Consider the following 22135-nt stretch of genomic DNA (forward strand, 5'->3'; position numbering starts at 1 on the left):
GATAAAGTAGTCTTGTTAGGTGAAATATTTTTTATTTACATGAAATTTTCTCAATCTAAAACTGTTATCTTTAAAAGCAATAGTGACAACTACATGTGTCGAGCATAAATATAAAAAGCTATGAATCAGAGACTTGTTTCGTATTTTGAAAAAACAAACAGTCGCAGCCGCATGTCGGACATGGACTTGAAGGATTTGAAAAATCTTGTGCGGAAAGGAGAAGGCAGTCAACTCGAATTCAAGCTAAAAGCCAAGCATCCTGAAAAAATTATTCGTGAAATAGTAGCCTTTGCCAACACTGATGGAGGAACGTTATTGTTGGGTGTTGGCGATGACAAAAGTATTCCAGGCTTAAAATTCGCTGACGATGAGGAGTTTATTCTAGTACAAGCCATTGAAAAATTTTGCGACCCTCCTATTAATTTTCAACTTGAACGAATGGCTATTACCAACGAGCGTGATATATTGATTTTTACGATACCTCAAAGTAATGAAAAACCGCATTTTGTTAAACTTTCGTCTACAGAACCACCAAAGGCTTATGTAAGAGTACAAGATCGTTCGGTACAAGCCAGCAAGGAGGTTAAGCAAATTTTACGTCGTGAAAATGAGGAAGGTATTCGATTTGTGTTTGGTGAAAAGGAAAAAGTATTGATGGAGTATTTAGCTCAACATCAAAATATTACTTTAGAAAAATTTGCTGAGATAGCCAAAATTCCACTATGGCTCGCATCAAGAACATTGGTGTTATTGGTATTAGGTCATGTACTAAGAGTACAACCCAACGAGTTGGTAGATACATATGTGATTTACTAAATTATTGCTGAATGAGAATTCTTGTGTAGAGCAACCATATTTTATAACTCTACACAAATCTTTGGGCAAAATTGAATAAATGTTACCCGTGATAGGCAATATGCCATAGGATAAAGTATTTCTAAATACATTTGTGCCCAACGCCTACCTACGGCTTATAGCATAAAGCGTATTAATACAAAAGCTAACAATTTCCGTTTTCTTTACATTTCTCGAACCTCCAATATGAAAAACTCTTACTCCATTTTGTTATTTGGAGCTTTTTTAAGCGTACTTACCATTACTCTAGGTTGCTCCAAAAAATCTATTGATAGCACTGACGCTACTACAGTATCTTCTTTTGACTTAATTCAGCAAAAAATACTCACTCCCTCATGTGCTACTTCTGGTTGTCATGCCTCCACCAGCGACAATACCTATGCTCAACATGGCTTGGTGCTAGAAAAATCTGTAGCTTACCAAAATCTCATAGGGATTAGTCCCAAGAATGATTTGGCCAAGACAGACAATCTGCAAAGAGTTAAACCTTTTAAATCTTTAGAAAGCCTTCTTTTTCATAAACTCGAATGGGACGCAAGCCACCACAGTGGCAAGCAATACGGACTTCCGATGCCGCTTGGAAGCAATGCTTTATATGTAGGACAAATTGAATTTATCAGAAGATGGATAGAAGCTGGTGCTCCACGCACAGGCGATGTGGTAGACAAAACTTTATTGGACGATACAACACCAAGTTATGCAGCTAATAGTGCTCCTTTCGAAGCACTCAAAAGTCCTCAAGAAGAAGGAGTTACTGGCATTCAACTACACGTAGATGCTTTTAATGTAGCGGCTAATTTTGAAAGGGAAATTTTTGTTAGAAAGAGTTTGGGTAATACCAATGATGTGTATGTGAATCGCATCAAGCTCAAATCTCGTGCTAATAGTCACCACTTAGTACTCTATGATTTTAGAAATAAAGATAATGCTCTATTATTACCTACCATTGATATTGTCCGCGATTTGAGAAACTCTGATAATTCGCTGAATGCTCTTACGGTTTTACAAATGTCAAATCATATCTTCTTGGGTGGTGGCACCGATCCGAATCAAGATTATACTTTTCCTGATGGTATGGCATTGAAACTCCCTGCTGGTGCTACAATCGATATAAATCCACATTATTTCAACAAAACAAATCAACCATTTTTGGGAGAAAACTATGTTAATCTCTACACGGTGTCTGCTTCGAAAGTACAGAAAGTAGTGCAAATGATTGATTTTAATAATACAAGCTTTAGTCTTCCTGCCAATCAGCGCACCACTATTACCAAAGATTTTAAATTTGATAGCAATGTCTCGATCGTTTCGCTCACCTCACATAATCATAAGTATGGTGAAAAATTTGTTATCAAAATCAAAGGAGGCACACGCGATGGCGAGACCGTTTATGAAAGCACCGACTGGGAACATCCTAAAGTGATTAATTTCAGCGTTCCTATTCAGCTGAAAAAGGGCGAAGGATTAACCTCTGTAGTAACCTATAACAATACAACTAACAAAAACTTAGGCTTTGGTTTAACCTCTGAAGATGAAATGAATATCATCTTTGGATACTACTATGTTAACCCATAAAGCCAAATTCCAAATCATCAGCGACTTAATCCGTTCATAGATAAAATATATCTTTCATTAATTGGGGAACTTTTTCTTGATGAATAAATCAGAAGAGATATTATATTTGCTCACTTTTAGCACTTTGAAATATTATCAGACAAATATCTATTACAAAACCCCTAACTTTTTGTGTTTTTTATAGATTAGAGAAACATGCTTACCAACAATAAGTCATAATTTACAGATACTCAGACAAGTAATTCTAATCATTATTATAAAACACAAGCGATTCCATCTATGGAACACAAACATACCGACAAAGCCACAGCAGCGGGTCTGCTAGTGGCAATGGGAATTATCTACGGTGATATTGGTACATCCCCACTCTACGTAATGCAGTCTATAATAGGCTCCGCTCCTATCAATGAAACAACCGTTTTGGGCGGTTTATCTTGTATTTTTTGGACATTGACCTTACAGACAACACTCAAATATGTTATTCTAATTTTGCGAGCAGATAACCGAGGTGAGGGTGGTATTTTTGCACTATTTGCCTTAGTTCGTCGTCATGCCAAATGGCTCACAGTGCCTGCAATCATTGGTGGTGCTACCCTACTAGCCGACGGAATTATTACCCCTCCAGTATCAGTCGCCTCCGCTGTTGAAGGTCTTCGAATGATCAAACCAGACATTGAAACCGTACCAATTGTACTCGCAATTATTACAGTTTTGTTCATGTTCCAAGTGCTTGGTACTAAAATGGTTGGTCGTGCATTTGGTCCTATCATGTTGATTTGGTTTAGTATGCTTGGTTTTCTAGGCATTGTATGGATTGCTAAAGACTGGAGTATTCTAAGAGCGTTTTCACCGCATTATGCAGTACAATTGTTGACCAATCCCTACAATGGAGAAAGTGGATTCTGGACATTGGGTGCAGTATTCCTTTGTACCACTGGTGCTGAAGCCTTGTATTCAGACTTAGGTCACTGTGGCAGAGGCAACATTCGTGTGAGTTGGGTATTTGTAAAAATCTGTTTGATTCTTCAATATTTTGGTCAAGGAGCATGGTTGATTCATCAAAATGGTAGTCTTTTGAACGGACGTAAACCTATTTTTGAATTGATGCCAGAATGGTTCTTGCTTTGGGGTATTGTGATTGCTACAGCCGCTGCCATTATTGCCAGCCAAGCCTTGATTTCGGGTTCATTTACCTTAGTATCAGAAGCAATTCGTTTGAACTTTTGGCCAAAAGTTCGCTTGAACTACCCTTCAGACCAAAAAGGTCAACTATATGTACCAAGTGTAAACATCTTCCTTTGGTTGGGCTGTATGGGCGTGGTATTATGGTTCAGAGAATCGGCTAATATGGAAGCTGCGTATGGTTTGGCAATTACCCTTACCATGTTGATGACCACCGCTTTGATGGCCTATTATTTACATGTCAAAAAATTCGATATGTGGTGGATTGTAGCATTCATTGTAGTATATGTATCTATTGAAGGCTCATTCCTAGTTGCCAACCTACGTAAATTTGTACATGGTGGTTATGTTTCTTTGATTATTGCCACTGCAATTATTGCCCTGATGATTATTTGGTATCGTGCATTTATCATCAAAATGCGTTTGACCGAATATGTCAAATTGGTAGATTATATCGAGCCGTTGAAAGACTTGAGTCAAGATATGAGTATTCCAAAATATGCTACTCACTTGGTATTTATGTCAAATGCCGCTCGTACAAGCGAAATAGAATCGAAAATCATTTATTCGATTTTTCAAAAACGTCCAAAACGTGCTGATATTTATTGGTTTGTTCACGTAGATACCCTCGATGATCCATATACAATGGAATACAAAGTGGACATCATCGAACCAGACGACGTGATTAAGGTAACTTTCCGTCTTGGTTTTAGAGTAGAACAAAAAATCAATTTATACTTCAGAAAAGTAGTTGAAGAGTTGGTGAAAAATGGAGAAGTGGATATTACTTCACGTTATGAGTCACTCAATCGTCAGAATGTAATTGGAGATTTCCGTTTTGTAGTTCTTGAGAAATTCTTGTCTTATGACAACCAATTATCTATGTTTGAGTCTTTAATTATGAAAGCTTATTTCTTTATCAAAGACTTTACGCCATCTGAAGACAAATGGTTTGGTTTGGATACCAGCGCCGTAAAAGTTGAAAAAGTACCATTGGTTATTCGCCCAGCCGAAAACATTCGTTTGAAGCGTATTGACTAATTTTTTATCCATATTCAAATCGTGTTCTATCAAGTCTTTGTATAGAACACGATTTTACTTTTAATAAACAATCATATATGAAAATTTTGATTACAGGAGGAGCTGGTTTTGTTGGTTCTGCCCTGGCAATTGCTCTAAAAACAAACTATCCCTCTTACGAAGTTATTTGCCTTGACAACCTCCGTCGCAAAGGTTCAGAACTAAACCTTCCTCGTTTGGCGCAAGCTGGTGTTACATTTGTACATGGTGACATTCGTAATAAAGAAGATTTTGATGCACTTCCTATCGTAGATGCCCTTATTGAAGCTTCAGCCGAACCTTCTGTTTTGGCAGGCCTAGACGGTACGCCTGATTACTTAATCAACACCAACTTGGTAGGTACTATCAACTGTTTGAACTTTGCGAAAAAAAGTAATGCCAACTTTATCTTCTTGTCAACTAGTAGAATTTATCCAATCAAAACGATTGAAAAATTAAACTTCGTTGAATCAGATACACGTTTTGCCTTAGCTGATGAACAACCAGTAAGAGGTGTATCGTCAAAAGGTATTGCTGAAGATTTCCCATTAGATGGCGCTCGCTCTTTGTATGGCGCTACGAAGTTGGCTTCTGAATTAATGATTCACGAATACAATGAATTTTATGGTTTAAAAACTGTTATCAACCGTTGTGGTGTATTAACAGGACCATGGCAAATGGGTAAAGTTGACCAAGGAGTAATGGTTCTTTGGGTAGCAAAACACTATTTCGAACAGCAATTAGCCTATATCGGTTACGGCGGTTCAGGAAAGCAAACTCGTGATATGCTTCACGTACTTGATCTATATCGTTTGATTGATTTCCAATTGCATAATATGGATAAAGTAAATGGCGAAATCTTAAACGTGGGTGGCGGTGTTGAAGTAAGTGCTTCTTTACAAGAACTAACGCAGATTTGTCAGGAAGTGACAGGCAAAACAATTCCTATTAATAAAGTAACTGAAAACAGAGCTGCCGATATTCGTTTGTACGTAACTGACAACTCTAAAGTTACTGCCTTGACAGGATGGACACCAAGCATTTCAATGAAACAAATTGTTTCTGAAATCACCGCATGGTTAACTGAGTATGAAAGTCAGTTGGCTTATGTATTGAAATAGATTGGGATTTCGCTATACATAAATTAATGATTATCAAAAGGGAGAAACTTAGGTTTCTCCCTTTTTGCTTTCCGTTTGATAATTATTTGATTATCAAAGTTGTAAAAGACCGATTTTTTCTTATTTTTATGTAAATTTCTTCTAATTGCTCCGCCCCCATATCAATCTTATATATCCAGTAATCACATCCTTATCTTGCCGTTTTTCAACTTATGACACTTTGTGATTTTACTCACTTATTTAAGACCTTGATATACTATGAAAAAAACTCTACTTATTACAATTCTTTTATTGTGTATTTTACATGTTGACAGTCTGGGGCAAATTCAAATTAGCTCAGGCTTCAGCTATATTGGAGAAGGCGGATGGGGTAATAAAGCTCAATATGCAGGCTCGGGAATAGATATTAGTGCTAAAAAGTATTTGACAGAAAACCTCAGAATCGGTATGAATTGGGGCGTATATGATATGCGAACCAATTTGATGATTCAAAAGCAAAGCGACGCTCTGCCTATTGTTTATGGTCGAATTCTGAAGCGAGTTGTCCCACTCAACGTTTCAGGAGAGTATTTTTTATGGACAAAACATCTCATCAAGCCTTTTGTGGGCTTAAGTACTGGTACCTATATGAGCCAGTATGATACACAAATAGAGAAAGACTATGAGTATCTAACAGCTCGCAAAACTTTTGAAAATAGCATCAATTGGGGCTTTTCACCAAGCGTAGGACTTCAGTTACAAGAAACAGCCGACCGTTTGGGTCTCTATCTAAAATTTAGTTATACTGGGATTCAGTATAGTTCTTCGCAAGGAGGATATACTTCCTTTTATGGCGTATATGCAGGTTTTAGTTTTAAGTTTGGGAAAAAAGTTTACTGGCGTCCTCCTGTGTTGACAGTACCAAAACCAGCTCCTTATTTCGAATCCAAAGACCAACGATAACAAAAAAGCCGAGACTCTCGTCTCGGCTTTTTAATTCATCATCGAAGATAAGCCAAAAGATGAACTGGACACCACTCCAAATACACCGCTCCTCTTCCTTTTTTTTGACTCTTGATGCTCAAACCTAATAAAAAATATTTTGTTGTAGGCTTTAAGCTGTAAGCAATAGGCTTTTACCTATAACTTTCATGCCTTCTAATTACAATAGATTGTTTTTAGACAAATACTCTGCAATTTGAACAGCGTTTGTAGCAGCACCTTTACGAAGGTTATCAGCAACAATCCACATATTCAACGTTTTTGGTTGAGTTTCGTCACGACGGATACGACCTACGAATACTTCGTCTTTACCATGCGCATTGATTGGCATAGGGTAAACAAAGTTTTTCGGATCATCTTGTACGATTACACCTTCTGTATTTGCCAAAAGATCAAATACTTCTTGCAAATCGAACTCGTTTTCAAACTCAATGTTTACTGACTCTGAGTGACCACCAATTGTAGGAATACGAACCGTAGTTGCAGTCACCGCAATTGAGTCATCCATCATAATTTTCTTAGTTTCGTTCACCATTTTCATTTCTTCTTTGGTGTATCCGTTATCCAAGAAAACATCGATGTGTGGCAATACGTTCAAGTCAATTTTGTGAGGATATACCGCAGGTACATCTGTACGACCTTCACGTTCTGCGAACAATTGGTCAACCGCTGCTTTACCAGTACCAGTTACTGATTGGTAAGTTGAAACAACCACACGTTTGATTTTGTATTTCAAGTGCAATGGGTTCAACACAACTACCATTTGGATAGTTGAGCAGTTAGGGTTTGCAATAATTTTATCTTCAGTCGTCAATGTGTGAGCGTTGATTTCTGGAACTACCAACTTTTTAGTTGGGTCCATACGCCATGCCGACGAGTTATCTACCACTGTAATACCTGCTTCAGCGAAAAGAGGAGCAATCTTTGTAGATGTACCACCACCTGCAGAAAAAATCGCTACATCAGGCTTCATCTTGATAGCATCTTCGAAGCCTACTACGGTGTACTGCTTACCTTTAAACTCAACCTGTTTACCTACTGAACGTTCTGAGGCTACTGGGATAAGTTCTGTTACAGGGAAGTTACGCTCCGTTAAAACTTTCATAATTTCGCCACCGACCAAACCCGTGGCTCCGACTACTGCTACTTTCATTGTTTTACGTACTTTGTTTTTTGGTTATAGTGAAAAGCTGTATGCTTTTATTTATCAATTAAAAAGAAGCATTTAACAGCCGAAAACTTAAGCTAGCGATAGCTAACTCATTACTTAAAAAGTCTGTTTCCAACCTAAGCCAATGACTGGCGTTTGGTCAGATGTTTGATTTATACTTAGCCCAATCCTACTTTGTTGCAGTTGCAACTGATTGTATCGAGCAATAGACTTCGACAAATGGACAGTCGAGCGAAAATTCAAATAGGTGGTAATCACCAAAGCACTGCCCAATGAAGTCCAGTAAAAATTATTTGAAACTTTATCTCGATTAAAAATTGTATAAAGCGAAACCCCAGCTGATGCAATATTGACCCATTGCATGGCTTTTCGTTGACTCTTAAACTTCAAGAACCTACTACTTACTTCGGGGTCTTGTAGTTGTAATAATGGAATTTGTAATGCCAATGGGTTTTCGATAGTCTGCCTTTCGTAAATATATTTCATACCCCAAAAACTGCGCTCTACTGCAATATACTTTGGTCTGGGAAGCTCTGTCTGTCCCAAAGCTGCCTGAGAAATCCCCCAGCATAGTACTACACACCAACCTATTTTTGCATACTTTGATAAACGCATCATTCCATACTTTTTAAGTGTCAAATAGGGCTTTTTATATAAGTTTTTGACAAATCGTGAGTAATTTTCTGATTTTCACTACGTTGCGACCGGTCAAAAAGTCCGCAAAATTACTCCATAATCTCCGAAGAGAAAAGAAATTTCTTTAGTTTGAATAATATATTCCTAATATTTTAATAAAATACTATGCTATACTGTTTCCAAAGGGTTCTTTTTCAGTTTTTTACTCCAAATTCATAACATCTTTGTGGAGTCACACAAAAATCGAGTGGAATGTCCCATTCGCCTACTTCTTCTATTAATGGCACTGCTTCTTCGAGACATAAGCCTATTTTTTGTACTTCGGGTCGGCAATCTGTCAGAAATCTATCATAAAAGCCTTTGCCATAACCCACTCTATTTCCTTTTTGATCAAAAACTAATAAAGGTAATAAAACAGCATCTATCTTTTGAGGCGATACTTGTTGTGAAGAGTTAGGCTCAGGTTCGGGAATACCCCATGCGCTCAAAGTGATTGTTGCGGGCTTATATAAATAGTGTTCCATTTCAAAGGAGTTAGGAACGACCCTCGGCACTACCAATTGCAATTGTGGGTATTTTAACTGAAGTTGTTCAATCAGCGGAAAGGTATCTATTTCTTTCTGAATACGAATCGGCAAAAAGAGATGCAAATAATGTATTGCTGAAAAATCGAAGTTTTCCAATACTTTTTCCACAATTCGCTCACAGCGCTGTTGATATTCAGATTCAGAAAGGTTATTGCGTTTTTCTTTATACTGTTTTCGTAATTCCTTTTTGGTCATTGATTGTGTGATTTTGTTTTACGGCATTTGTCGGAGCAATATTTTACCTCATCCCATACTTTCTCCCATTTCTTTCGCCATGCAAAAGGTCGCTTGCAAGTTTCGCAAATTTTTGAAGGCAAATCTGCTTTTTTACGCATTTTCATTGCTTTATCTATTTTAAAAATCTAATTTTTTATGACTTAAAAACCATTTAAAGCAGATAAATGTTAAAAAACAAGTCTAAAAAAATGACTTTTGCAAGTTTCTTAAAAAACTATTATTACCAAATTTCGCTCATTTATTGCCAAAAACTTTCTATTTATGACAGTTCATCGAATACAAACCACAAGCCCAGTTTTTAGGTATAAATTTGTATCAACAATAAGGCAATAAAGTTAGAGAGAAAACGATGCCTAGCCACTAAAAAAACATTACGTTGTGATTCTCAATAGATTTTAAATTGGTGCAGCTTTTTAAAGTCAAAAATATAAGATCACGACACACCAAAGTTAAGGATTCGACATTACGCATCCGCCAAGTTTACTTCAATTTAAGGGCTTGAAGTAAATATAATAAGTAGAAAAAATTTCATAAGTAGGAGAGTTAGAAGGGCAATAATCTTTTAATGTTGTGCACAAAGGTGTATCTGTAATCAGATACACCTTTTTTATTAGTTACGAGTTTTGAGTTGTCCTATGTCCGAAACCCCAAATCTGAAATTGTTTAAAATCCTTCGTACACTCCTAATGGGGAATATATGTCTCAACAATCTATCCTTTATTTCTCCTTTACTTATTTTCAGGGTATCGACTCCCCTTTTAAAAAGGTTTTTGTACTTTTGCAGGAATTTTGGGGCAAGTTGTTATGTTTCAGTAATACAAGGGCTTCCTTAGCCTATCATCTGCCCCCATTTGGCAAGTAACAAAACGTGCTTTTTAGCAAACAGTTTATAATGAACTTCAAAGAATATAAAAACCTAGATTACGCTCAGGTAGCAGATGAAATTTTGCAATTCTGGCAAGAACAAAAGGTTTTCGAAAAATCCGTCGAAATCCGTGAAGGGCAACCTACTTTTACTTTCTATGAAGGTCCTCCATCGGCCAATGGTACACCTGGTATTCACCACGTGATGGCACGTGCCATTAAGGATATTTTTTGTCGCTACCAAACCCTCAAAGGCAAGCAGGTAAAACGCAAAGGTGGCTGGGACACACATGGTCTTCCTGTTGAGCTTCAGGTAGAAAAAGAATTAGGTATTACAAAAGATGATATTGGTAAAAAAATCTCGGTAGAAGAATACAACAAAAAATGCCGTGAGACAGTAATGAAATTTACTGACCTCTGGAACGACCTTACCGAGAAAATGGGCTACTGGGTAGACCTTGATGACCCATATATCACTTATAAAAACGATTATATTGAGTCTATTTGGCATTTGTTGAAGCAGTTGTACGACAAAGGTTTGTTGTACAAAGGTTATACCATTCAGCCATATTCTCCAGCAGCAGGTACAGGTTTGTCTTCGCACGAATTAAACCAGCCGGGTTGTTACCGTGAAGTAAAAGATACTTCGTTGACAGCGCAGTTTAAGGTAAAACTTACAGGAAAATCAGGATACTTGTTCGACGCAGCCGATAGCGATAATATCTATATCTTGGCTTGGACAACTACACCTTGGACACTTCCTGCCAACTCGGCCTTGACTGTTGGAAAAAACATTGACTACGTTTTAGTAAAAACATATAACCCATATACTTATTTGCCAGTAAACGTAGTATTAGCACGTGATTTGGTAGGTAAATATTTCAACGAAAAAGGAAAAGATGCTGACTTTGAAGCTTACAAAGACGGTGATAAAGTGATTCCTTGGACAGTGATTATGGAGTTGAAAGGTGCGCATTTGGAAGGTATCGAATATGAGCAATTGTTGCCATACATTCAGCCAGATGCTCCTGCATTCCGTGTAATCTTGGGTGACTTTGTTACGACAGAAGACGGTACAGGTGTGGTTCACACAGCTCCAACTTTTGGTGCTGACGACTTTAGAGTAGCTCAGCAAAATGGCGTGCCTGCCATTTTGGTAAAAGACGAGAATGGTAAAGAAGCTCCTATCGTAAACCGCCAAGGTCGTTTTGTCTCTGAAATTACTGACTTTGCCAACGAGCCAGTAAAAGAAGCTTACCTTTCGGACGAAGAGAAAGAAATCGAGCGTGAAAAACAAGGTCGTGACAAATACCTTTCTGTAGACGAGCGTATTGCGATTAAGTTGAAAACTGAAAACAAAGCGTTCAACGTTCAGAAATTTGATCACCCTTATCCACACTGCTGGCGTACTGACAAACCAGTCTTGTATTATCCACTCGATTCTTGGTTTATCCGTACTACTGCCGTAAAAGATAAGTTAATTGCCTTGAATAATACGATTAACTGGAAACCTGAATCTACAGGTACTGGTCGTTTTGGTAACTGGCTCGAAAACTTGGTAGACTGGAACTTGTCACGTTCTCGTTATTGGGGTACTCCACTTCCTATCTGGCGTTCGGAAGATGCAGAAGAAGTTTGTATCGGTTCTACTCAGGAGTTAATCAATGCCGTAAAACACGCCTTGAAAGACGACGCTTTGAGTGCAGAACAAAAAGAGAAAAACCAAGCATTCTTAGATGCCGCTGATCAAGATACTCTTGATTTACACCGTCCGTTTGTGGATGAGGTATATTTGGTATCTGCTTCGGGTAAAGTAATGACGCGCGAAACAGACCTTATCGACGTTTGGTTTGACTCAGGTGCAATGCCTTTTGCACAATGGCATTACCCATTTGAGAATAAAGATATTTTCGAAAAATCATATCCTGCTGATTTTATCTCTGAAGGTGTTGACCAAACTCGTGGTTGGTTCTTTACGCTTCATGCTATCTCAGCCATGATTTCGGATTCGGTGGCATTCAAAAACGTGGTTTCAACAGGTTTGGTATTGGATAAAAACGGTAACAAAATGTCTAAACGTTTGGGCAATGCTGTTGACCCATTCGAAACCTTGAAGAAATACGGTGCTGACCCAACTCGTTGGTATATGATTACTAACGCACAACCTTGGGACAACTTGAAGTTTGACTTGGCAGGTGTAACAGAAGTACGTAACAAGTTCTTCGGTACATTGACTAACACGTACAACTTCTTTGCTTTGTATGCTAACTTGGACGGCTATCAGCCAACAGGCACATTAGATAAGAGCATTGCTACGGAGCTTGACCGTTGGATTTTGTCAAAACTTCAAACTTTAGTAAAAGAAGTAGATGAGTCCTTCAATACCTACGAGCCAACCAAAGCAGGTCGTGCTATCCAAGAGTTTGTGAGTGATCACTTATCTAACTGGTATGTACGTTTGGGCAGAAGACGTTTCTGGAAAGGTGATATGACTGATGATAAAAAATCAGCGTATGAAACCTTAGCATATTGCTTAAAAACTGTTGCTCAATTGATGTCACCAATCGCACCTTTCTATGGTGATTGGTTATTCAAAAACTTGACAAGAAACCAAGTTGGTGCACCAGAATCTGTACACTTAACAGATTTCCCTACAGTTCAGACAGAATGGATTGATGAAAATCTTGAAACTTCAATGGACTTGGCACAGCGTATTTGTTCGTTGATTCACTCATTGCGTAAAACTAATAAAATCAAAGTTCGTCAGCCATTGTCGAAAATCTTGATTCCAGTATTGAGTGAAAAAACACGTGAGCAAATCCGTAGTGTAGATGATTTGATTAAGTCAGAGGTAAATATCAAGTCGGTCGAATACCTAGATGACGCATCGGGTGTATTGTCGAAAAAAGTAAAACCTAACTTCAAAGCATTAGGCCCTAAGTTTGGTCCACGCATGAAAGAGGTAGCAGCTTTAATTTCGGCTATGAGCAACGATGATATTGCTATTTTAGAAAAAGAAAATCAATACACACCAGCAGGTAGCGACATCGTAGTTACGCCAGAGCTTGTTGAAATTTTGACAGAAGACCTTCCAGGTTATCTTTCAGCCAAAGACAACGAGTTGACAGTAGCACTAGATATTACAATCACTGACGAACTTCGTCAAGAAGGGATTGCTCGTGAGTTTGTTAACCGTGTTCAAAACTACCGTAAGGATTCTGGATTTGAAGTAACAGACAAGATTAAAATTGAATTGTTGGATACACAAGCTGAAGTTTCGGCAGGGGTATTGGCATTCAAAGAATATATTTCACAAGAAGTTCAAGCAGTTTCATTAGAAGTAGTAGATACTTTGAGCGAATCTGTTGAAGTAGAAATGGAAGAATTGGTGCTACAATGGCGAATCGTCGTAGCCTAGTTTATTGAGTGAGTTGGTGATTGAGTGGTTGAGTGATTTTACTAAAAAAAACAACTACTTTTTCAAAAAAAAATCGCCGTAGATGTAACAAGCTTGTGCTGTTCTATCTACGGCGATTTCTTTTTTTATGACTATCGCTAGTTCACGACTTAGTCTTGGACTTATTCTTTAAACAGTTTAGAAACTGAAAACAAAAGCCAGTCCGAGACTAAGTCTCGAACTAGTCAAATTTCTTAATAGCGTTCTCCCCTATTGCCAATTTTTATTATCGATTTCCTTCTCTTTTTCTTGTTAAAAAGCTCACCGAATTCAATATAAAAACTAACGCTGTTACACAAAGTCCAACTATTTGCATTTGTGTAAAATCATGAGCAAAAAGTAGCAATACACCAATCGAGACGATTGAACCTAATAACGAAAAGAAAAGCAGGGTATTTTTCAGTGTAGTATTCATAACAGTTATGATTTGGTTTAAAATAATCCTTTAATCCGTAATGATAGAAAACTTCTATTTACCTTCTAATTGGAGTATATGGAATAGGTTCTTTGATATAAATGACTACTTCCGTATATCGAAAGTCTCCCACATATTTTGGACCAAAAGATGTAACAAGGGCATAAGTCAGATCTATTTCTTGGCCATTGACTAGCATATAGTATTCGTAAAACACAGGTTTGGCTTTACCTAATTTCAAAATACTAGAGTTTTTGTTGTTATAGATAATAATGGAATCGACAATGGATAAGTCTTTGGTAAATCTGTCTAACTGTTGGGCCGTATTTATACCATTACTTCGGTCTACAGGAGGAGTTGATTCGTCAGATTGACACGCGCTAAGCAAGCTGACCATCAAACATAGGGAATAGATTAATAGGTTTTTCATTTTGAGTAATTGTTATTTATGTAGAAAAGTTTTGGGGGAATCTGAATTATCTTCGGCTAATTTAAGCCTATTCTTCTAAAAACGCTTATTTTTTTGATATAATCCACAGAATCAATAGCATAGAAAAATATATTTTCAAAAAAATATCAATCCTAGCAATCCAATCTTCAATCTGTCCCGTATATTTTTTTGAATTCCAACATTTGTGAGACAATAAGAAAAAACGACAGCATGCCTTCATTGGCATGGGTTCCTTTGTATTGTCTCTATTTTACGTTGAGCTGTCCTAAATCCATATATTCCACATTTACAAAAACTCATTTTTTATTATGAAAAAGCTCTTTATTTTATCCGCACTAGTATTTGGTTCTGTTGTAGCATCTCATGCACAAGCACTTACAGGAACTCTTAATGGCGTATTAAATCCAGTTGTTGGCAATCTTAATGCTCCTGTAGCAACATCTAATGTTGCAAATCTTACAAGCCCATCAAACGGAGGTCTTACAGTTGTTTCAGGTACAAGCGGTTTAGTTAATACCGCAACAAGTAACGTAGCACGTTTGAATACATTTGCAGTGGTAAACACATTGTCAAATAACCCTACAGTAGCTAATCTTAACGTTAGCAATACACAAGTACTAGGAAACAATGTAAATAACAATACAACTGTTGTGACGAATTTATTAAACAATACTAGTGGTGCGAAATACATTTCGGCAACAGCTCCTACAACAGTAACAGGAGGTTTGGCAAACGTTGGCATTACACCATCAGTTGGTGTGATTATTAATAAATAATTTTTTTCAAGGAGTTATTTGTAAATATTTTACCCGCCATTATAACTCCTTAACCCGTAAAAATCAATTGGATAGCTGAAGCCACTGATAGGCATACGTGCTGAGTCAGTGGCTTTTTTATTAAACCATCAACAACCACCAGTATTTTGGTTGACCTATGAAAACTTTTTTCTTCATCATGACTTGTTTAGCGATAAGTCTGATGCCTGTCCGAGCGCAAAAGGTTTGGAATCTTCATCAATGTATCCAACATGCTCAAAACAATAATCTTCATATAAAGCAAACTCGTCTGAACCAAGAGTTGGCATTAGAAAAAACTATTTATACCAAAACCGACCTCTATCCTACCGTTCAGTTTTCGGTAAGTCCGACGTTGGCAATGGGACGTTCGCTTGACCCCACAACCTATCAATATGCGACCAATGGTTTTATCAACAATATTATGGGCGTAAATATGAACCAAGTATTGTGGGCAGGTGGTCGTAAAAAAAACTCCCATCAACAAAGTATCGTTGAACAAGAGATAGCGAGCCTTCAAGAACAAAAAAATACTGTTGCCATAGCCATACAAATCACACAGGCCTATTTTCAGATATTATTACAACAAGTTTATGTCAAAAGTGCCGAACGTCAGCTCAGTATTTCGGGTGAGCAACTAGCCATTTTCCAAAAAGCTAATACCACAAACCCTGACACAGCCTACAGCGTTTTGGAATGGCAAGCACAAGTAGCCAACGATGAGTTTACGTTGACAAAATATAAAAATGAGTTGAAAACAGCTCAAATTAACCTTGGTACACTTTTGGCATTGCCCGATCCTTTGGGCATTGAAATTGCAGAAATAAAAGACGAAACATTTACCATAGATAGACCTATCGGGCAAAAAAAGGGAGAGTATGACTTATTTTACAAAATGGCATACTGGCATCCATCAACCAAAATAACACAACTCAACCAAAAATTAGTGGCTTTGCAATTCGATGCTGTAAAAGCCAGCGCCTATCCTACAATCTCGCTGGCGGCAGGAGTATCTTTGCCCTTTTCGAGCCTTTTTCGTGAAGTAGACCAAGCTTATTTGGTTCGCACCGATACCATTCCTGTGTATTCGCAAGGGCAATTACGTCTGGCACTTTCCCCAAACTACGCATACAGTTACAAGACCACGTCTTTGGTTTCGCAATGGAAACAGTTAGCCAGTGCGTATGTGGGTTTTCAAATCAATTTGCCTATTATAACAGGTGGGCTTCGAAAATACCAGCAACAACAAGCCGCCATTAATATCGAAAATGCACATATTTCGATGCTTTCGGCACGAGCTGAGATTTACAAAGAAGCGCTCTTATCAACTAATAATCTGGAGGCAGCTATTTTACAATATCAGGCAGCACAAAAAACGTTACAAGTCTGGCAGGTGTATTTTAATACCACCTTACAGAAAGTACAACGAGGAGAAGTGAAAATAAAGGATTTTGAATCGGTTAAAAATAGCTTTTTTACGATTCAACAAAATGCAGAAATAGCCAAATACGATTGGCTTTTGAAAAAGAAAATCTATCAATATTATAGCACTGGCAATATGGAAGATTTGTGAGTTATTGAGTGATTTGTGGTTGAGTAAATGAGTGATTATTTTGAGCTAAATGACTATCTGTGAATTAACACCTTGCATCCGATTTCAGACTATTGCGGATTTGGGACTTCTGATTGCAGAAATATTGAAATATTCCCCTCAAAATAGAATTTTAAAAAATAGGTTACACTGCCAAAATAAGAGATTTAATTTCACTTAGCGGGTGAATTTATTCACCAGTAACAAAAAAGGCAGACGAAAAACTAATTTCGTCTGCCTTTTTTGTTACTAAATTTTAAAAGGATATATCTCTAGAGACAAAATATTGCGTCTCTACAGATGAAATAGTAGACTAATCCTTTATCTCTGCTATTGACAAACGATTTTTTCGCCTTTTTTAGTTACTACATCATATTCGTAGTACTTTTTAGTTGTTTCTGTTGCCAAAGGTTGTCCAACTACCGAAACAGGTTTGGCGCCATCAATACACTTTAAAAGCGGATTTGATACTGTTCCTTTTGCTAGTTTTGCCCCTTTGATTTTCAAAGGTACTTCAGAACGAATACGGCAAGTGCCTCCCAATTTGGATAAGATAGTAGCATTTTTGAGTTTGCCATTTTCCCAAGTCATATCCACCTCAAATCCTCCACGAGCTACCAATCCTTTTACTTGTCCTTTTTGCCAAGTACTCGGCAAAGCTGGCAATAGGTGTACTGCGCCAGAGTGTGATTGTAACAACATTTCGGCAATACCAGAGGTAGCACCGAAGTTTCCATCAATCTGAAATGGCGGGTGAGCATCAAACAAGTTACGATATACACCTCCTTTGTGATAGTCATATCCTTCAAAACCAATAGGACTCAAAAGGTTTTTGAGGATAATCATTGCATGGTCGCCATCCAATAATCTTGCCCAGAAGTTTACTTTCCAGCCCATTGCCCAACCTGTACCTTCATCGCCACGACGTAATAAGGAATTTTTCACAGCTTTATACAATTCAGGGGAAGTCCAAGGGTTTACTTGGTTACTTGGGTGCAAAGCATACAAATGTGAAGAGTGACGGTGATGTACATCTGTTTCTTCAAAATCCTCTGACCATTCCATTAAGTTCCCTTTAGCATTGATTCTGAAAGGTTGAAGTTTCGGTAATAACTCTTCCAATTGCTTCACAAAAGCAGGGTCTTGATTCAATGCTTTGGCGGCTTGATAACAGTTGTTCAATAACTCACGAGTCAAGGCTAAGTCCATAGCTGTTCCTGCCGAAATTGCTAAGTTTTTTCCTTGATACTTATATTGATTTTCGGGAGATACCCCAAAAGCTAACTCATAGTAACCCGCATCGTTTTTATCCAAGAAACCAATTACAAATTCTGTTGCGCCTTTCATAACTGGATAAAACTCCTGTAAAAACTGCTTGTTACCTGTGTACAAATAATGCTCATATACATGACTACACAACCATGCAGCACCCATTTGCCAGTTGGCCCAAACAGGGTCGCCTGTACCAAAATCACCAACAGGAGAAGTCAAGCCCCAAATATCAGTATTATGGTGCGCTACCCAGCCTTTGAGATTGTAGTGTAGTTCTGCCGTTTTTTTACCATTTACGGATAAATCTTTAATCAAATTCATCAATGGTTCTGTCAATGGCGAAAGGTTACACATTTCGGCAGGCCAGTAATTCATTTGCACGTTGATATTGGTCGTATAGTTAGAACTCCAAGGTGGACGTACCATATTATTCCAAATACCCTGAAGGTTTGCAGCCTGACCACCATGGCGCGACGAAGAAATCAACAAATAGCGACCATAGTTAAACAACAAAGCTACCATTTGTGGGTCAGCATCTTTGGCATAATTAACAATTCGCTTATCGGTAGGAATATTAGCCGTGCCTTTGCTTTCCAATGCCAAATCTACACGACCATACAGTGCGTGATAATCTTGGTAGTGCATTTTACGAATACTTTCATAAGAACGCCCCGATGCCAAACGCATCCATTCTCCAGCTTGCTTTGAGGGCTCTAAACCCTCTAAACCTGGCGATTTGAAACGTCCGTTATAGCTTGTCGCTGCTACTACGTACACTTCTGCCTCTGAAGCATTCTCTAATACTAGCTGATTGTCTTTGACACTTACTTTACCTGTTGCAGATTTGATTTGTACCCAAACCTCCGCTTCCATCCCTTCGCCATTCCAATCGTCATATTGAACGGCTTCTTCTGGCTTAAAACCTCCTCTGTAATTGGGTTCTACATGTTTAGGTGCTTTCAATCTGATTTTTAAGATATTGCCATCAATCCAAACCTTATTTTTCATCAAAGACGACGCTCCAATCGTAAAACCTAAACTACGACCACCTTTAGCTGTCAAACGCATAGCCATTGCTTTATCAGGGAAGCTAACTAATAGTTCACGCTCATAAGTAGCCTTAGGTGTGTTATAGCGAACATGAGTGGTAGAAGTATTCAAATCCAAATCACGGTAATACTCTCCAATTTGAGTAGTATCCGAAAATGTCATCGTAAGATCGGCAAGAGGCTGATACGACTGTGTAAATGCGCCTTGGAGTTTTTTAGAAAGCTCCTCTGCTTCGGCGTATTTCTTTTGTTTCATCAATGCCTTTACTTCAGGGAAGTACTGGGCAGCATTGTGATTGTTCCAATCTTTGGGAGCACCCGACCAAAAATCGGTATGGTTAAGCTGGATGAGTTCTTTGCCAGTACGACCAAAAACCATAGCACCCAAATGACCATTACCAATAGGAAGGGCTTCGACCCATGCTTTGGCTGGTGAATCGTACCAAAGTTTATCGGTCTGCGCAAAAGACTGCAGACCTATAAGCGAAGCACAAGCCCATAAAAAAAGTTGTTTCATGAAAGAATTGAGTTTAGATAGTTTGATTACCAGTAGGAAGTATTAGTGCTGAATTGTGAGTTGTGAATTAGTACCGTACGAAGGATTTCCAACTATTGCGGATTTGGGATTTCTGATTTCGGAAATAAAGAAAATCATCTTTGTTTTAAAAAAAATACAGAAGGTTACAGTTCCGAAATCCAACATCCGATATCCGAAATAAATGGTTTTATAATTCTTCGTACACTACTAGTTGTAAATTGTGAATGTAAAATTTACATTGAGTAGAAGCACCAAATTTGATTTAAGTTGTGTGCTTTAGGCTTTCAGATAACAGCTTTGGGCGGTGGACTTTGGATATTAAAAACATTTTAACACTCTTTACTCTTTGCCTTTTGCCTGTTGCCTTGTGCCTCAACAAATAACTTAAATCTTATCCTGCATGATCACTTATTACTTAAATAATCGTCTTTAAAACATTGATAACAAAAGGGGAAGCCTCCTAAAACTACTCAAAGGCTGTCCTCCACAGAAACTTTTGTAAGGGGTAAGGTGTTTTTCTTAAAAGCTTTAGGTCATAAACATTTTCAACCATTTACAGCCTGAAGGATTACGTTTTCATTTTTTTAAACAAAAACCAAACATGTTAAACTTTGAATTGCAAAATCCTACCAAAATTCTTTTTGGAAAAGGACAAATAGCCAACATTACCAAAGAAATCCCTACTAATGCACGTATCTTGATGACTTACGGAGGCGGCAGCATCAAAACTAATGGCGTTTATGACCAAGTAATTGAAGCATTAAAAAATCATGAGATCGTAGAATTTAGCGGTATTGAACCCAACCCTACTTACGAAACGCTGATGAAAGCTGTAGAAATCATTCGTACCCAAAAGCTTGATTATGTATTAGCAGTAGGTGGAGGTTCGGTGATTGATGGAACGAAGTTTATCGTAGCAGCTGTAGACTTTGAAGGTGAACCTTGGGATATTTTAGCAAAATCTATCCGTACAACAAAAGCAATGCCATTTGGTACTGTGTTGACGTTGCCTGCTACAGGTTCTGAAATGAACTCAGGAGCTGTGGTTACAAGAGTAGCAACGCAAGAAAAATTAAGTATGGGTGGACCTGGCTTATTCCCAAAATTCTCTGTTCTCGACCCTGAAGTAATCAAAAGTATTCCTGAACGCCAGTTGCGCAATGGTATTGTTGATGCCTATACTCACGTATTGGAGCAATATATGACTTACCCTGCCAATGCTTGGCTTCAAGACCGTTTTGCTGAAAGTATTTTACAGACTTTGATTGAAGTTGCGCCAAAGATTTTGGCTGATCCTAGCAATTATGAAGCGGCTGCCAACTTTATGTGGAGCTGTACAATGGCACTTAATGGCTTGATTCAAAAAGGTGTGCCAACCGACTGGGCTACGCACATGATTGGTCACGAACTTACAGCTTTGTACAATATCGACCATGCCATGACACTGGCTATTATTTTCCCGAACTTATATCGCAATCGTTTTGACAACAAAAAAGAAAAACTGGCGCAATACGGTGAGCGAGTGTGGAATATTACTGAAGGTACTACCGAAGAAAAAGCCCATGCTGCTATCGAACGTACTGTTGCTTGGTTGCATGAGCTAGGTGTAAAAACACGTTTGTCAGAATACACTAGCGACTATGCTCATACTGGCGAGTTTATCGAAAAGCGTTTTACTGAAAGAGGCTGGAAAGGACTTGGCGAACGCCGTGATATTACTCCAGAAGTTGTAAAAGAAATTGTAGAAATGAGCTACTAGGAACAAATTTGAGTGATGAATTGTGAATGATGAATTAGGACTTTCAAACCATTGCGGATGTGGGATTTCTGATTTCGGAAAAAGGGGCTTAAGTATTAGTGCTGTACGAAGGCTTAGTGTTGTCTTTAAAATAAAACAGATGTAGTGGCACCCTTGCGGTTGCCGCCTTCAAAATGGTAACTGCAAGAGTTGCTACTACATCACAAAACACTAATTATAAGAACTCTTTTAAACAAAATATAATCCCTCGTCCATTCACAATTCATCATTCACAATTCATCACTCATACTTACTCTCCAATCAGAAATCCGAAATAGAATTGATTCTTTCATTAATTCATAGCTCATCATTCTCAATTCAAAAAAGCTAGCTTATCTTTGTTCTTGCACACTTGCTTTTGAGAACAATTTCTAGAATGAAAAGCCTCTTTCTTTTTCCCATACCACTAAAAAAAAATATATACCTTACTGCGACAATCCTTTTTGTATGCTGTTTAGGAAACCTTTGTCTTGCCCAACCTGTATTCAACAAAAACCAATTT

General features: G+C 37.9%; 16 protein-coding genes. 9 read left to right on the forward strand and 7 right to left on the reverse strand.

The annotated features are described in order from the left end of the window. The first annotated feature begins 120 nt into the window (after window positions 1–120). The 5 genes from GVN22_RS22050 to GVN22_RS22070 all read left to right on the forward strand — a co-directional run bounded on the left by GVN22_RS22050 (window position 121) and on the right by GVN22_RS22070 (window position 6734). Complete coding sequence (locus GVN22_RS22050; protein WP_205691002.1) at window positions 121–816, forward strand: helix-turn-helix domain-containing protein; 696 nt, start codon at window positions 121–123, stop codon at window positions 814–816. A 225-nt stretch (window positions 817–1041) separates the two neighbouring features. Then, complete coding sequence (locus tag GVN22_RS22055; RefSeq protein ID WP_166553176.1) at window positions 1042–2430, forward strand: hypothetical protein; 1389 nt, start codon at window positions 1042–1044, stop codon at window positions 2428–2430. Window positions 2431–2709: 279 nt separating this feature from the next. Next, entirely contained in the window at window positions 2710–4653 is a 1944-nt protein-coding gene (locus tag GVN22_RS22060) for a KUP/HAK/KT family potassium transporter (protein ID WP_166553177.1), read from the forward strand. A gap of 77 nt (window positions 4654–4730) precedes the next feature. Then, window positions 4731–5792, forward strand: coding sequence for an NAD-dependent epimerase/dehydratase family protein (locus GVN22_RS22065; protein WP_166553178.1), 1062 nt, complete (start codon window positions 4731–4733; stop codon window positions 5790–5792). A 258-nt stretch (window positions 5793–6050) separates the two neighbouring features. Then, window positions 6051–6734: a hypothetical protein gene (locus GVN22_RS22070; protein ID WP_166553179.1), complete on the forward strand. Its 684-nt coding sequence runs from the start codon at window positions 6051–6053 to the stop codon at window positions 6732–6734. Between the two features lie 199 nt (window positions 6735–6933). Here the strand turns inward: GVN22_RS22070 and GVN22_RS22075 are convergent, their stop codons facing one another. From GVN22_RS22075 to GVN22_RS22090, 4 genes are all read right to left on the reverse strand, one after another. After that, the gene (locus GVN22_RS22075; protein ID WP_166553180.1) at window positions 6934–7926 is read right to left on the reverse strand and encodes an aspartate-semialdehyde dehydrogenase; all 993 of its coding nucleotides are present in this window, start codon (window positions 7924–7926) and stop codon (window positions 6934–6936) included. 114 nt (window positions 7927–8040) lie between these two features. Further along, entirely contained in the window at window positions 8041–8562 is a 522-nt protein-coding gene (locus GVN22_RS22080) for a hypothetical protein (protein ID WP_166553181.1), read from the reverse strand. Between the two features lie 212 nt (window positions 8563–8774). After that, complete coding sequence (locus GVN22_RS22085; protein WP_166553182.1) at window positions 8775–9362, reverse strand: 5-formyltetrahydrofolate cyclo-ligase; 588 nt, start codon at window positions 9360–9362, stop codon at window positions 8775–8777. Next, on the reverse strand, window positions 9359–9508 hold the full coding sequence (locus tag GVN22_RS22090) for a DUF2256 domain-containing protein (RefSeq protein WP_166553183.1): 150 nt from the start codon (window positions 9506–9508) through the stop codon (window positions 9359–9361). The genes GVN22_RS22085 and GVN22_RS22090 overlap by 4 nt, the downstream gene beginning before the upstream one ends. 788 nt (window positions 9509–10296) lie before the next feature. Here GVN22_RS22090 and ileS point away from each other — a divergent pair. Next, on the forward strand, window positions 10297–13686 hold the full coding sequence (ileS, locus tag GVN22_RS22095) for an isoleucine--tRNA ligase (protein WP_166553184.1): 3390 nt from the start codon (window positions 10297–10299) through the stop codon (window positions 13684–13686). Window positions 13687–13951: 265 nt separating this feature from the next. Here the strand turns inward: ileS and GVN22_RS22100 are convergent, their stop codons facing one another. After that, the gene (locus tag GVN22_RS22100) at window positions 13952–14140 is read right to left on the reverse strand and encodes a hypothetical protein (protein WP_166553185.1); all 189 of its coding nucleotides are present in this window, start codon (window positions 14138–14140) and stop codon (window positions 13952–13954) included. A gap of 58 nt (window positions 14141–14198) precedes the next feature. Next, on the reverse strand, window positions 14199–14570 hold the full coding sequence (locus GVN22_RS22105) for a hypothetical protein (RefSeq protein ID WP_166553186.1): 372 nt from the start codon (window positions 14568–14570) through the stop codon (window positions 14199–14201). A gap of 329 nt (window positions 14571–14899) precedes the next feature. On the opposite strand from GVN22_RS22105, the gene GVN22_RS22110 reads away from it, so the two are divergent. Further along, complete coding sequence (locus tag GVN22_RS22110) at window positions 14900–15367, forward strand: hypothetical protein (protein ID WP_166553187.1); 468 nt, start codon at window positions 14900–14902, stop codon at window positions 15365–15367. Between the two features lie 157 nt (window positions 15368–15524). Beyond that, window positions 15525–16958, forward strand: a complete 1434-nt coding sequence (locus GVN22_RS22115; protein ID WP_166553188.1) for a TolC family protein — start codon at window positions 15525–15527, stop codon at window positions 16956–16958. Between the two features lie 348 nt (window positions 16959–17306). Here the strand turns inward: GVN22_RS22115 and GVN22_RS22120 are convergent, their stop codons facing one another. Beyond that, a complete protein-coding gene (locus GVN22_RS22120; RefSeq protein WP_166553189.1) occupies window positions 17307–19814 on the reverse strand; it encodes a glycoside hydrolase N-terminal domain-containing protein in 2508 nt (835 codons plus the stop codon). Between the two features lie 622 nt (window positions 19815–20436). Here GVN22_RS22120 and GVN22_RS22125 point away from each other — a divergent pair. Next, a complete protein-coding gene (locus GVN22_RS22125) occupies window positions 20437–21594 on the forward strand; it encodes an iron-containing alcohol dehydrogenase (RefSeq protein WP_166553190.1) in 1158 nt (385 codons plus the stop codon). Window positions 21595–22135 lie beyond the last annotated feature (541 nt).

This window comes from Cellulophaga sp. BC115SP (assembly GCF_009905545.1).
GTDB lineage: Bacteria > Bacteroidota > Bacteroidia > Cytophagales > Spirosomataceae > Flectobacillus > Flectobacillus rivi.

Coding starts and splice junctions, on each gene's coding strand:
- GVN22_RS22065 (WP_166553178.1), top strand. CDS start 4,731: ATGAAAATTTTGATTACAGGAGGAGCTGGTTTTGTTGGTTCTGCCCTG.
- GVN22_RS22060 (WP_166553177.1), top strand. CDS start 2,710: ATGGAACACAAACATACCGACAAAGCCACAGCAGCGGGTCTGCTAGTG.
- GVN22_RS22120 (WP_166553189.1), bottom strand. CDS start 19,814: ATGAAACAACTTTTTTTATGGGCTTGTGCTTCGCTTATAGGTCTGCAG.
- GVN22_RS22110 (WP_166553187.1), top strand. CDS start 14,900: ATGAAAAAGCTCTTTATTTTATCCGCACTAGTATTTGGTTCTGTTGTA.
- GVN22_RS22085 (WP_166553182.1), bottom strand. CDS start 9,362: ATGACCAAAAAGGAATTACGAAAACAGTATAAAGAAAAACGCAATAAC.
- GVN22_RS22070 (WP_166553179.1), top strand. CDS start 6,051: ATGAAAAAAACTCTACTTATTACAATTCTTTTATTGTGTATTTTACAT.
- GVN22_RS22050 (WP_205691002.1), top strand. CDS start 121: ATGAATCAGAGACTTGTTTCGTATTTTGAAAAAACAAACAGTCGCAGC.
- GVN22_RS22090 (WP_166553183.1), bottom strand. CDS start 9,508: ATGAAAATGCGTAAAAAAGCAGATTTGCCTTCAAAAATTTGCGAAACT.
- ileS (WP_166553184.1), top strand. CDS start 10,297: ATGAACTTCAAAGAATATAAAAACCTAGATTACGCTCAGGTAGCAGAT.
- GVN22_RS22125 (WP_166553190.1), top strand. CDS start 20,437: ATGTTAAACTTTGAATTGCAAAATCCTACCAAAATTCTTTTTGGAAAA.
- GVN22_RS22075 (WP_166553180.1), bottom strand. CDS start 7,926: ATGAAAGTAGCAGTAGTCGGAGCCACGGGTTTGGTCGGTGGCGAAATT.
- GVN22_RS22100 (WP_166553185.1), bottom strand. CDS start 14,140: ATGAATACTACACTGAAAAATACCCTGCTTTTCTTTTCGTTATTAGGT.
- GVN22_RS22055 (WP_166553176.1), top strand. CDS start 1,042: ATGAAAAACTCTTACTCCATTTTGTTATTTGGAGCTTTTTTAAGCGTA.
- GVN22_RS22105 (WP_166553186.1), bottom strand. CDS start 14,570: ATGAAAAACCTATTAATCTATTCCCTATGTTTGATGGTCAGCTTGCTT.
- GVN22_RS22080 (WP_166553181.1), bottom strand. CDS start 8,562: ATGATGCGTTTATCAAAGTATGCAAAAATAGGTTGGTGTGTAGTACTA.
- GVN22_RS22115 (WP_166553188.1), top strand. CDS start 15,525: ATGAAAACTTTTTTCTTCATCATGACTTGTTTAGCGATAAGTCTGATG.